Here is a 13,658-nt window from a genome sequence, read left to right as displayed (position 1 = left end):
GCGGCGGCAAGCAGCCGGTCAACCGGTTTCTTGATTCGCCTGCTGAAGTAATGGGAAACGGCGGTCGCGAGGAGAAGCGTGCAGACGAACACGGCCGCCGACCACCAGAACCATTGGCGCAGCTCGGCGGATGCCGTCGCGTAAGGGATCGTCGAATAATAAGAAAGGCCGTCGGCCGTCGTTGTTCGGAACCAATAGAATTGGTCGTGGAGCAGATGATCGGCCCCGTTCTTGAAGACAGGGATGTCTCCCTTCGGCAATCCGTTCTGGTATAACATTCGACCGTCGTTCTCCGCAATAGCGATCGATCGGCCCGCCGCCTTGCCTGCGAAAGCGGACATGGCCTTGTCCACGTTGAGCAAAGCGATAACCTGATATTCCTCGCCCGGCAGCTTGAGGCTGATGGGCAAAATAGCGGGTCCGTCCGCCACATCGGACGAGGGGAGGAAGCGCTGGGTTGGGAATAGGGTCAAGAATGACGGACTGCTCAGCTGATCGCTCCAGAAGGAATGGGAGTAGCCCGGATTTGCATAGGCTCTCCCGAACATATCCGAGGCGGAGCTGCTGCCGTCCTGATCCACGGCGAAGTCGCCGATGCCGTAATGGACGATAATGCCTTCCAGATAAAACAACGGATTATAGGCGTCCGCGCGCAGCATATTGGAGATGCGATAGGCGGATAAGTAATTGGCTTCGTCCGCGCCGTAAGAGCGCAATTGCCGATTGAACTCGCGCACCGTGGTATCGTTATAGATCGTATTCAGCAGTGCTTTCAGCTGGGCGATATGCGTTTCATATCGTTCCGCGACATCGATTAACGCGCGATGATTGTTGGCGACGACGTCCTTCTGCAGCCGGGATTGAAAGAACGAGAACAACAAACCGTTAAACAGCGAAAACAAAATAATGATACATATAAAAGAGACAAGCAGCTGTCCGTACAGCGTGCGAGGTTTCGAAAAACGAAGCTTCATCATGAGAGCACTTCCTTTCCTTGCGGAGCTAAAGAGAGTATCACGCAAGTCCTTCTATCGTATACGAAAGCGGCCCGAAAGGCTGTGACAGGCATGTTGAGTGTTTGTAAAAAAGGAATCGAAAAAAAGGATAAGCATCAAAAAAAACGTCGATTTCACGGCAAAAAGCCGTGTTATATCATAAATTTGCGCCTCATGCGGACAAGCGGAGGCGGCGAGACGAGAAGGGATGATTTTAAGCGGTGAACGACAAGCGACACGGAAAGCGGAATTCGGCCATCCTTGCCATTCTTCTTATTATGGCCGCCGTCCTGGTCTTGCTGTCAGGCTGTAGCGTTCGGGAGAGGCAAGCCGAAGGACAGCGGGGCGAGGGGCGGCAAGCCGACGAGGCAAGGGAGACGACGGAAGGAATACCGATTGTCCGCGATCGTATCGCGCTGACGTTTTTCACCGGACAGTCGCCGAATAATATCGGTCCGTACGAGGATAAGCTGGTATGGAAAAAGATGGCGGAGCGGTCGAATATGGACATCGGCTTTCGGCTGATTCCTTTCGAGGTATTGGCCAACCAGCGAGCGCTGGCGCTCGCGGGGGAAGAATTGCCGGATGCGTTCTATTCGGCGAGATTGTCGTCCGCCGAGCTCTACATGTACGGCAGAAAGGGCGTGCTTATCCCGCTTGACGATTATTTGGCCGATCATGCGCCGAACTTTTATGCCTTGCTGGAGCAATATCCCGAGCTCAGGCAAGGATTGACCATGCCGGACGGCCACATCTATTCCTTCCCGTCCTTCTACGACCCCGAATTTCTGACCATGCTGGTCGGCATGCCGTTTTGGGTGAACGGGAAATGGCTGGAGCGGCTTGGCATGAAAGAGCCCGTCACGACGGACGAGTTGCTGGCCTATTTGCGGGCAGTGAGGGACACCGACCTGAACGGCAATGGCATGCAGGATGAAATCCCTGTAGCCAGCGTTGGCATTACGCCCCTGCTGGATCAGCTTAAGGGAACATTCGGTCTTGGCAATCGCGGCATCGCGCATCGGTTCGTCGATGTGGATGAGGAGACGGGAGAGCTTCGTTTCCAAAAGGCGGATCCCGCCTACCGGGAGCTGCTGGCCTTCGCGAACGGCATGAAGGAGGAAGGACTTCTCGCACGCGACATCTTCTCCCTAAAGGAGACGGCGCTGAACGCGCTGGGACAAGCCGGCCTGCTGGGAGCGGCCGTCGTGCCGAATCCGGCGACGGTGATGGGCCGGGATGAATTTATTGGGCTGGGAGCGCTGCAAGGCCCCCGCGGCGATCGGCTGTATTCGCATATCAAGCCGCCGCTTATTCATACGGGAGCCTTTGCCGTCACGAAGTCCAACCCCTATCCCGAGGAGACGATCCGCTGGATGGATTATTTCTTCGGGGAAGAGGGAGCGACCTTGTTTTTTATGGGCGAGGAAGGGGTTACCTATGACAAAAAGCCGGATGGCTCGCTTGTATTCAAGGAGAGCATTGCGCAGGCGGAAGGCGGCTTGACGCTGGATCAGGCGCTGATCCCTTACGTCACCTGGATGGGAGGCAGCTATCCCGGCTTTGTACGGGAAGCGTACTTTCAAGGATCGGAGACGAGACCGGAAGCGATGGCGTCGGTGGAAAAGGCGAGACCGTACATCCCAAGCGAGGTATGGGGCCGATTCAACTTCACCGAAGAGGAGTCGCTCTGGATGTCTACGGCGGGACGGGACATCGAGCGGTATGCGAACGAGGCGGAGCGCGAATTCGTTAACGGCACACTGCCATTGGGCGAGTGGGAGACCTACGTGTCGAGGCTGGAAGCGATGGGGCTGGATCAATACATGAATATTTACGAACAAGCCTACGAGAGATATGAGGCTACATTACGATAACGATTGGGAGCGTGTAAGATCGTGAAAGCAATGAACGCGAGATATTGGAAAAAATGGCTGTCGGGAGCGACGGCGGCGACGCTGCTGCTCGGTGCCGTTCCGGCTCCTGAGCCGGCAAGCGCAGCGCCGGATGCCCCCAAGCTGATGATTACGGAGCTCGTGCCGGATTCCAGTAATCTGCCGGGCGTCGAAAAGGCCACGGACGGCTACGAATTTATCGAAGTATACAATAACAGCGATGCCCCGGTCGACTTCCGGGATTACTCGCTAATCTATCATTACATCGACGACAAAGGGGAGACGACGACGCCATGGCCGCTTACCTCGCCGGACACGGCGGCGAGCATCCCTGCGTACGGCACGATCGTGCTCTGGGTCATGAACGCGGCCAACACGAAGGAGCCCGTGGCCAACTTCAACGGCGAGTACGGCGTACAATTGACGGAGGGCGTATCGCTGTTCCGCGTGAGCGGCGGAGGCGGCATGAGCAACAGCGCTCCGCGCGACTTGATCATCAAGGACGGAGACGGAAATGTCGTATCGTCGGCTTCCTACCAGAAAGACGATCAGACGAAGCCGAAGAAGGGCATTTTCTATACGTATCCCAAAGATGGAAGCACCGAAATGGTCATGCTGGAAGGCGCGGGTACGGTAGACGCCACCCCGAACTCCGTGACGGCGGATCAGGTACCGGACAACGGTCAGACCCCCAACCTGCCGCCGGTTATCGGCCATACGCCGGTCACGGAAGCGACGCACAAATCCGATCTGGCCATTACGGCGTCCATCGAAGATCCCGAATCGGCTGCCGTCACGGCAAGCGTCTACTATCGGAACGGCTCGGAGGGCGTCTTTACGAAGCTCGACATGATCGCGGATAACGGTGTCTTCGCCGCGTCGATTCCGAAGTCTGCGCTGACCTCGCCGTTGCTTCAATACTACATCGAGGCGACCGACGGCACAGCGAGCTCGACGACCCGTACTTACGACGTGGCCGTGGAGACGGATGATTTTGACTATGGCAAGGTGCCGCCCGTCTTGATTACGGAGCTGGTACCGGACAGCGAGAACGTAAGCTCGACGGTGAGCAGCGACGCTTATGAATTCATAGAAGTATACAACAATACGGATAGAGAGCTCGACTTCGCCAACTACGGCCTCTTTTACCGCTATCCCGACAAGGGGCCGGCCGGGGACGTGGCATGGCCGCTGGCGGAGAAGGGCAAAGTCGTGATCCCGCAAGGGGAATCCATCGTGCTCTGGATTACGAATCCCGCCAACGAGTCGACCAAGACGGCCGCGGATTTCAACGCCAACTACGGCACGGCGCTGGAAGTGGGCGTGAATCTGTTCCGGACGAAAGCCGTTGACGGGATGGCCAACGGCTCTGCCCGCGACCTGATCATTAAAAATCTGCTGGGACAAGATATCGTGGTTGCTTCTTATCAGAATGACGACCAGACCAAGAAGAACATGGGCATCTTCTACTCGTACCCGCTTGACGGGTCGGCAAGCATGCGCATGCTGCCGAATCCTGGCACGATAGCCGCCACGCCGGGAGCGGTGGTGGCAGACCAGACGCCGGCCGTGCCGGTTCACTTGCCAGACGGTTCGGAGAACGAGACGCCGATTATTGCTAATATTTCGCATGCTTTCGTAGCGGACGGCCTGGAAATTACGGCTGGCGTTACGGATTCTGACGGTCCCGAGGCGCCTCAGGCCAAAGTATTTTACCGTATGAAGTCGCAGTCCGTGTACGCCAGCGTGCCCATGAATCAATCGGGCGGCGAATACAAGGGACTTATCCCGTCTTCGGCGCTCGTCGAGGATACGGTCTATTATTACATCGAGGCGGCGGACGGCCTTGGCCGGACAACGTCGCAAGAGAGCGAGGTCCAGGTCGAGCTCGGAGACTTCGATCCGCAATCGGCGCCCGAGCTGCTGATTACGGAAATTGTGCCGGATTCGACGAACGTGGGGAGTGGCGACGGCTACGAGTTCGTGGAAGTGTACAACAACACGGACGGTCCCGTAAACCTCAAGGATTACCGAATTAATTACCGGTATACGGACTCCGGACCTTCCGCCGACGTCATCTGGCCGACGGATAAGGAGGATGTCGTGATTCCGGCAGGCGAGACGGTTGTCTTCTGGGTCATCAACGCCTACAACGGCGCTTCGACGGCCGCCGCTTTTAACGCCAACTACGGCAACGCGGGCTTGACGGAAGGCGTCAATCTTTTCCGGATGTTCAGCGACGGCATGGCCAACGGCGGCAAGCGCGGCATCGTGATCGCGACGAACAGCGGCATCGAAATTACGTCTGCGTATTATGATAACGACGAAGAGACGAAGGCGAACATGGGTATTTTCTACAAGTACCCGCTGGACGGTACGACCACGATGATCAAATACAGCGCGGGTCTCTCGCCAGCTACGCCGGGCAAAGTGGAGTCGGAGCAGGTTCCGTCGATTCCGGTGGGGGTGCCTGCGGATAACGTTAATCCAACGGCTTCGGATTTAACGACAGTTGCGACGATCGACCAGTCGAACAACATCGACCTCGTCGCGGACGCGAAGGACGATCGCATTGTCAAGACGGTTGCTCTTTATTACAAGGACAATCGCAAGGAAGATTATACAAAACGTTATCTAAAGCGGAGCTACAACGATTCGTTGTATCGCCAGACGCTGTTTAGCCCAGAGCTGATCGGCCGCGATTACATTGAATATTACTTCGAGGTATCCGACGGCACGAATACCGTCAAGACGGCCACGAAGCGGGTCGACGTAACGGGAGGTCCCGAGCTGTCCGATCTGCGTCTTAACCTGAAGGAGAACGAGGTCGTCTCCGGGGATCTCATCCTGCGGGGAACGGGCAAGGATGTGCCGTGGAACGAGTTGACAATGTCCGTCGACGGCAACGAGTTGTCCGGCGGCACGTATGCCGCGCTGGAGAGCGGAGCGTTCTTCGCTTTCGAGACGCAGGGCGTCAATTATTATTTCAAAAACGCGGTCGTGGCGGACGGGGAAATTATTCATACGTTCCTTGATCCCATCGACAGCTGGTCGACGCTGACCGTGCCGATCTCGGCGGATTCCCTGAAGGAAGGGGGCAACGTGCTCTCGATCTACGCCGGCTCCAAGTCGGGACCGTTCGACGATCGTCCGGAAGAGAACAAGGACGACTTCGAAATTCGGAATATTCGTCTCGTGCTGGCGGATGGAACGGAGTTGTACGATCCGAAGTTCAGCAATCCGCAGCAATCGCTTAAGATGGGTGACAGCGCGGGCAAGCACGAGCATCTTGATTTCACGTTCACGCTTGAGGCCGAGAAGCTGGCTTCCAAGGCATACGTTTGGCAGACGGCGGGCATCGAGGACGGCGATCACGTGTTGACGCTGAGCCATCCCGATTACGCAACCTTGACGCGCAACGTGAAGGTGGATAATACGGCTCCGTCCATTGTGCCATCTGTAGAGGAAGGCAAGACGTATCGCGGCGCATTCGATCTGGATGCCTTGGTGACGGATGCTATCGCGGGTCTGGAAGCAACGACGGCTACGCTGGACGGAACGTCCGTCGCGCTTCCTTACGCTACCTCCTCGGCGGCGTTGACTCCAGGTGCCCATACTTTTGTCGTGAAGGCCGTCGACAAAGCAGGCAACGAGGCTTCGTCTTCGGTAACCTTCGAAGTTCCGGACGAGAATCCAGGCGCGCCTGAGGTTGTCGCGCCGCTTCACAATGCGGGCAATATCGGGAATGCGGCGACGCTAACCGTCAAGGCGAAGGATCCGCTGGGCGATCTCATGCGCATCATGTTTTTCCGCGGCTTCAACTATGACGCCAACGCGTCAGCCGGTTTCCAAGGGTACCGTGGCGCGTCCGATACGGAGCCGCCGAAGCGGGAAGTGCCGGGCGGCGAGAAGGCGTTCACGGCGGAAGATTACCAGGCGATCGAAAGCGAGGACGGCAAATACCTCGTCGACGACGCGACGGAGCAATTCCCTTACCAGCGATTCGAGATAACGCTGGACGCCTCGGTGAAGGACAGCGATCTTGTGGACATTCGCTGGAAGGGCAAGTCGCTGGAAGGACGAAAGGTTAGCTTGTACGCATGGAGTTCGGCAGATGCGAAGTGGATGATGCTGGATTCCGTCATCGCGGGCAATGAAGACTTCGAGCTGGGCGCGGAGGTAGCAGCGGGCGTTTATCGTCAGCGGGCTGCCGAGGGTTCCGGCGATCCGGACCGTATCGCGCTCATGGTACAGGACGAGCTGCCGGTATCGAACGATCCGTACGACTTCTCGTTCGTCTGGATGTCCGATACGCAGTATTATTCCGAGACGTACCACAAGTATTACCGCGACAACGTGAAGTGGATCGTCGACAATCTGGACGAGCAGAAGATTCGCTATGTTATTCACACTGGCGATATCGTCGACGAAGCCGATCAGGAATATCAATGGATTGAAGCTGACACGAATATGAAGGTGCTTGACGATGCGGGCGTGCCGTACGGCGTACTGGCGGGCAATCATGACGTCGACCACCAGAAGGGCACGTACGACGAGTACTGGAAGTGGTTCGGCGAAGACCGCTTCGTGAACCAGCCGACCTTCGGAGGTTCTTACAAAAATAATATGGGCCACTACGATCTCATCTCCGCCGGCGGCAACGATTTTATTATCGTCTACATGGGCTGGGGCCTCGCCGACGAAGAGATCGAATGGATGAACCAGGTCGTGAAGGCTCATCCCAATCACAAAGCGATTTTGGCGATGCACGAATACCTGCTCGTATCTGGCAACCGCGCTCCGATCGCGGACAAAGTGTACGAGGAGGTCGCGCTGCCGAACCCGAACGTGTTCGCCACGTTGTCCGGCCACTATCACGATGCCGAGCTTAAGACGGACGAAGTGGATGATGACGGTGACGGCAAGGCCGATCGCAAAGTGTATCAAATGCTCGCCGATTATCAAGGCGGGCCGGATGGCGGCCAGGGCTACATGAGGCTGATGCAGTTCGACATGGCGAACGACAAGCTGCATATCAAGACGTATTCGCCGACGTTGAATGATTACAACTTCTACGATCCCGCAGAGTACCCGAGCAAAGACGAGTTCTCGCTTGATCTGAATCTGGACGCGGAGACGAAACGCGTCGCGACGGATTACTTCGGCGTTCGCGTGTACACGGATCAGAAGATTGGCGATACGCAGGCAACGGAGAGCGGCAATAATGCATCGGTGACATGGGGCAGCTTGGCCCATGACGCAAGCTACGAATGGTATGCCGTAGCGGAAGACGATTACGAGGGCCGTACTCGCTCCGACATCTGGCGTTTCTACACGGGCAAAACTCCGGAGCAGCCGGGAACGGGTCCGGGCACTGGCACGCCTCCGACAAGCGGCGGCAATGAAGGAAGCGCGGAAGTAAAGAACGGCGTCATTACCGTCAAGCCGGGCAAGGCTTCGGACGGAAGCCCTGTCTTTAAGGTAAACGAAACGCAAGTGAACGAAGCGATTAAGAGCGCGGCAGGGAAATATGTCGATATCCAGCTGCGGGCGGATACTTCTTCGGAGGAACAGCTTGTATTGGAGCTGTCGGCGAAGGCGATCAAAGCCTTGCTGGAAAGCGGCAAGACGATTCGCGTCGTTACGCCTCGCGTAACGGTCGAATATCCTGTCGGCGCGATTCCTCAGCAGGCGGGAGAAGGCAAAGGTTTTGTACGACTGCGCGTCGATATCGGGGATACAAAGCTGACGGAAGATGCCGTCGCCGACGCCATTAAGGATGACAAGGCGCTACGCGGAACGGGCATCGTGTACGATCTGACCATGGTTTACGTTGGATCGGACGGCAAGGAAACGCCGATTTCATCGTTCGGCGAAGAGGTCATCGTGACGCGTACTCTGACGGCAGAGGAGACGAAGGCTATGGATCCGGACTACGCCGGCGTCTATTATCTGGACGGCTCGGGCGGAGCCGACTATATGGGCGGTTCGTTCAAGGGGAACACCGTAACCTTCCGGACGAAACACTTCTCGAGCTACGCCGTGATGGAATATCGCAAGACGTTCGCCGACATGAACGGCCATTGGGCGAAGGACTTCGTCGGCAAGCTGGCCGCGAAGCATGCCATTACGGGCATTGACGGCACGAGATACGCTCCCGACCGCGACGTGACGCGCGCGGACTTTGCGGTTATCGCGGTGAAGGCGCTCGGGTTCCTGGGTCTTGAGGCCGCACAATCCGAATTCCAGGATGTCGCATCAGGCAAATATTATGCGGCATACGTGGACAAAGCGCAGGAGCTGGGACTGGTAACGGGCTACGGCGGTCGCTTCCGCCCGGAGGAGACGATTACCCGGGAGGAAGCCGCGGTCGTGCTCATGAGACTGTTCGCTTATCTGAACGAGGATGAAGCGGCAGCCGGCGACGAAGCTGCGTTCGCGGACATCGCGGAGGCGTCCCCGTGGGCGCGCGAAGCGATCGAAGCCGCGCAAGCGCTGGGTATCGTAGGCGGCAAAGGCGATGGACGTTTCGATCCGCATGCGGACGTGACGCGCGCCGAGATCGCCAAGATGATTACGCTGGCGATTCAATAACAAAGAGGGATGGTTCCCATGGCCGAGCGGTTGGCGGCGGCGGGGACCATCCCTTTTGTAATACCGTCAGACTTCATAAAATGAGTTTTAGACTGCCCTCAGAAATTGAAACAGCGACAGCCAAGGACCAGAAAATAAAGTCCTAGACTGTCGCTGTATCATTGAACTAACGTTCTCCGTTAGCGTAACAAAATACTGTTGATTGCGGTGCAATAATTAGTCATATTGTGAGTACAGTTCAAGCATATCATCAGCACAGCCAGCTATGATCGTATTTGCTTGTTCAGCATGTTTTACTGCCCCAGCGTAAAGTTGTAGATTAAAACTAACAGAAGCCATTATTAAATGCCATTCAGCGTCCGTAATTCCCTTATCAGAAACAGTTTGCAGCAGCCTGTATGCTTGTTCAAATGGATTGGTCTGGTCAGAATAATCTTGCAGATAATTCAATGCCCTAGCATATGCTAAAATCATTTCATATGACCACTGTTCCTGAGGGTACTGCTGCAAGATTGATTTTATTTCATAATAATTATCTACAAGCTTCATTACATCCATCTCTGCCTCAAGATCGTTTATATATTGCATGTCAATCATTCGGCTTGCTCCCTTCTCTATATCCATGTACCAATTTTACTAATTATTGATACATGATGCACAAGAGGATTTCTTCCTATTTTTTGCTATCCTGCCCGTTAGCTTAATGGGGCGATGCCAGTCTAATACTTTATTTTTCAGTCCAACACTTTATTTTCTTTAAACACGTATCGGCGATAAAACCTGCCGTATGCTTCCGAAGCGGCTTTGCTTTGCAAAGCTGGAGGTCGATCATCTTTGAAAGGCGTCGATAGGGTTTTCTCAAATTATAAGAAAGTATAAGTTTTCTCCATACTTGGCCTATCATTTTCGGCAATGTTGCGCGCTGCCCACTGCCAAAGGAGGCGACAGCCGTTTCACCTTGTCTACAAGAAAGCACAGGAGCTCGCTCATGCGTTCTCTATACGTTTCCGCAAAACGAAACGATAGTGTCTGTAGGAGGAAGCTGCAGTCATTGCAAGTCTTTGCAATTCATTGCAAGTCATGAAGAGAATAAAGGGAAAATCTCCCTATAATCTCGCTTCTATACCGGATTTTGTGGCTTTAAAGGGAAATCCTCCCTCTAATCTCCATCCAATTGGCGTCTGCCCTCTAATCCACTTGATTTAGAGGGAGCTTTTCCCTCTTACACTTCGAGGAGACAAAAGAGCAGTCAATTAAAGGGCGCCCCTTATTTACCACATGAATATGTATAAGTTTCCGAGCTTGACGGAGGTATGCAATTTTTATTGGCGATTAAACCTACCTCATGCATTTCAATTTGTTCGATTTCTCGCTCTAAGGGTCGCTGGTGTCCATTACAATTTCGGCAGCTAGGAGTGGACTTCGTACGAGGAAAACAAGATCGCCGATAGGCGCTTTTCTCATGCTTGGGCAAAGATGCGCCTGACCTCTCTCTAACAGACATCAGTGACGCTATTTGAGCCATTTTTGGAGAACACGAGTTGTAACGGACAAGTATGACGTTATTGGGCTGAATGAAGCAAAATAGGGCCCGAATGTTGCGAATAAGGTCGCCTGTGTCCGTTACAATTTAGAAACCTTGCAAAATGGATGAATAACGTCATGCATGTCCGTTACGTGGAAACTCTCGCAAAAAATGGTGATGGAGGAGCAACAGTAAGGGCAATTCGCATCCGTAGAACGGAAATCGATGATAAGAGACTGCGTGCGCGGGACGAGAGTTGCCTTTTGAACGACCAGCCAACAGCTTGACGTGGACGAGAGCTACCTCTTGAACGACCAGCCAAACGGCTTGACGTGGACGAGAGCTGCCTCTTGAACGACCAGCCAAACACCTTCACGTGGACGAGAGCTATCTCTTGAACGACCAGCCGAACAGTTTGACGTGGACGAGCAGCTTGGTGAGCCAGTGGGTCAGCACGTAGACGATAATGAAGATGAGGAGCAGCGGACGAAAGATAATGGCGGCCCCAAGCCAAATGAGCAGCACCTGCCAAGGCTTCATCCGCTTGAACAGCGTGAACGGTGCGAGCAGAATGCGGTACATTTTGTAGCTCTTCTGCAAACCTTCCATGTAAGCCTCCCGGATCTGCTTGTCATTGGGATCCAGCCGGATGGCTTCCTTCAGCATGTTCAGGTTCTCCTCGTAGTCTCCGCGCTGCTCCGCGGACCAGGCCAGGATGAGGAAGGTCGTATCGGATTCCACGCTCAGATTGAGCGCTTCTCTCGCATGCTGGCGGGAAGCCGCGTGGTTGCCGAGGAGCGCCTCGGCATAGGAGAGGCTGGCCATGTAAGCCGCATTGTTCGGCCGGATGTCCAGCGCGGTCTCGATGTACGACTTGGCTTCCGCGTACCTGCCTCGCTTCAAGTAAATATTGGCCCGGATAAAATAATAATGAGGCTCGTAAGGGTCCACGCGCATGCCCTCGGTGGCGGCGTCCAGCGCTTTGTCGAGCTTCTCGCTGTCATGGTAAGCGTTTGTGCGTACCAGCCAGGCGAGCCTGTTCTCGGGATCGCGCTTTAGCGATTCGCTGGACCAATGCAGGGCGGCATCGTATTGCTCCGTATGAACATGAATAAGCGCGAGCAAGGCATACGCTTGGTCGTCCTCGGGTTCGTCCCTCAGCAGAGCCTCCGCTTCCTCCGTTGCTTCCTTGTATCTCTTCAAGCCAATTAGATGGCTGATTCTGCTATACCTGACGTCAATGGCTTCGGCGTTGGTCATGGAGGACACATCTATCCCTTCCTTGCGGCGCGCGGGCGTAAAGCCAGAGCTGTCTAGAGCTGTCTAGAACTGTCTAGAACTGTCTAGAACTGCTGTCTACAGCTGTCTAGAGCTTAAGCCCGGTCGCCTTCATATAGTCGAGCACGATTCGGTAGTCTTGATTGGCGTCGCTGAACGTCGCGTAATTTTTTGCGGTTGAGAACCACTCCAGCGTGGTCGCCTTGCGGCTCTTGGCGGCTCGCTTGAGATCATCCTGCGTGATGGGCTCCAGGTTGCCGGAGTTCAACATGCGCTCCATCGCGGCTTCCACGGCATCCTTTACGATCTGCTCCAGATCGGCGCCGGAGAAGTGTTTCGTCTCGCGCGCAATGCGGGCGAGCTCCAGCGAATGGACCGGCTTGCCCTCCAGCTTGAGCTTTAAAATCGTCTCCCGCTCAGTCTCCTCCGGCGGCGGAACGAAAACAAGATGGTTGAAGCGCCCAGGACGGCGCAGCGCGGAATCCAGATACCACGGGGTATTGGTCGCGCCAATGACAAAAACCTGCTCGTTTTGCTCGCGAATGCCGTCGAGCTCCAGCAGCAGTTGGTTAACGAGCATCCGGTCGTGATGCTGACGCATCTGGTTGCGGCTGCCGCCCATCGCGTCCAGCTCGTCGATAAAGATGATGCACGGCTTGTTCTCGCGCGCCTTCTCGAATATATCATGCAGATTGTTTTCGCTCTGGCCGGACCACATGGACAGAATCGCTTGCAGCTCGATATGAACGAAGCTGGCATCGATCTCCCCGGCGACGGCCCGGGCGAGGAAGGTCTTGCCGCAGCCCGGAGGACCGAACAGCAGCAGACTGCCGCCCGCCTCGCGGCCGTATGCCTTAAATAGCTCCGGCTGCTGGAGCGGGAGAATGAAGTTTAGCCTGATCTTCTTCTTGACCTCTTCGAGTCCGGCGACGTCCTCGAACGTCTCCTTGGGCTTCTCGGACTCCACAAAGCCCTTGCCGTCGCTATCGAAAGACATCAATTTCAATTTATTGCGCCTGCGCGCGGCCAGCTCGTCTTGATCATTGTAATCGGACAAGTCGAATGCACCCTCTCTGCGTAAGCTTCTGGCTCTATCATACCAAATTTCGCAGAGAATGGCTTCGCACGAACCGCCATAATCAAAAAATTATGAATATAGCATCATTGGTTCAGCCAAAAATTTGGTATAAGATGGGGTCTAGGCGTATATAGTAGATTTCGATTTTGGTTCATACTTGACCAGGGAGGACGCATGAGATGATTGCATTGACGGAAGCATTTGTAGATTCGCTGGCGCCCAATCTGGCTGCGGCCAAGAACGGACGCGATCTGGTGAAAAAAAACAAGCTGTCGAACCTGCGCCGTTCCGCC

5 protein-coding genes and 1 pseudogene are annotated in these 13,658 nt (G+C 55.1%); 2 read left to right on the top strand and 4 right to left on the bottom strand.

The genetic code is table 11. The features are described from left to right. A pseudogene (locus PAT3040_RS26180) lies at nt 1-977 on the bottom strand (hypothetical protein); the annotation flags it as partial. Nucleotides 978-1,216: 239 nt separating this feature from the next. Here PAT3040_RS26180 and PAT3040_RS26175 point away from each other — a divergent pair. Then, nucleotides 1,217-2,872 (top strand): type 2 periplasmic-binding domain-containing protein, encoded by a 1,656-nt coding sequence (locus PAT3040_RS26175; RefSeq protein WP_307719176.1) that lies wholly within the window; start codon nt 1,217-1,219, stop codon nt 2,870-2,872. Between the two features lie 30 nt (nt 2,873-2,902). Next, nucleotides 2,903-9,484 (top strand): S-layer homology domain-containing protein, encoded by a 6,582-nt coding sequence (locus PAT3040_RS26170; protein WP_258235161.1) that lies wholly within the window; start codon nt 2,903-2,905, stop codon nt 9,482-9,484. A gap of 216 nt (nt 9,485-9,700) precedes the next feature. Here PAT3040_RS26170 and PAT3040_RS26165 read toward each other — a convergent pair whose 3' ends face one another. From PAT3040_RS26165 to PAT3040_RS26155, 3 genes are all read right to left on the bottom strand, one after another. Further along, a complete protein-coding gene (locus tag PAT3040_RS26165) occupies nt 9,701-10,081 on the bottom strand; it encodes a hypothetical protein (RefSeq protein WP_108994996.1) in 381 nt (126 codons plus the stop codon). 1,315 nt (nt 10,082-11,396) lie between these two features. Continuing rightward, nucleotides 11,397-12,269, bottom strand: a complete 873-nt coding sequence (locus PAT3040_RS26160) for a tetratricopeptide repeat protein (RefSeq protein ID WP_258235160.1) — start codon at nt 12,267-12,269, stop codon at nt 11,397-11,399. Between the two features lie 106 nt (nt 12,270-12,375). Beyond that, complete coding sequence (locus PAT3040_RS26155) at nt 12,376-13,284, bottom strand: ATP-binding protein (protein WP_108995003.1); 909 nt, start codon at nt 13,282-13,284, stop codon at nt 12,376-12,378. Nucleotides 13,285-13,658: the final 374 nt, after the last annotated feature.

The sequence above is a fragment of the Paenibacillus agaridevorans genome (assembly GCF_003112455.1).
Taxonomy (GTDB): Bacteria; Bacillota; Bacilli; order Paenibacillales; family Paenibacillaceae; genus Pristimantibacillus; species Pristimantibacillus agaridevorans.
The sequence above is the reverse complement of the archived record's forward strand: the minus strand, read 5'-3'. Positions and strand labels throughout refer to the sequence as shown.

Bases quoted from the DNA above. Each gene is read 5' to 3' on its own strand.
- PAT3040_RS26170 (WP_258235161.1), top strand. From the start codon at position 2,903: ATGAACGCGAGATATTGGAAAAAATGGCTGTCGGGAGCGACGGCGGCG.
- PAT3040_RS26165 (WP_108994996.1), bottom strand. From the start codon at position 10,081: ATGATTGACATGCAATATATAAACGATCTTGAGGCAGAGATGGATGTA.
- PAT3040_RS26160 (WP_258235160.1), bottom strand. From the start codon at position 12,269: ATGACCAACGCCGAAGCCATTGACGTCAGGTATAGCAGAATCAGCCAT.
- PAT3040_RS26155 (WP_108995003.1), bottom strand. From the start codon at position 13,284: ATGTCTTTCGATAGCGACGGCAAGGGCTTTGTGGAGTCCGAGAAGCCC.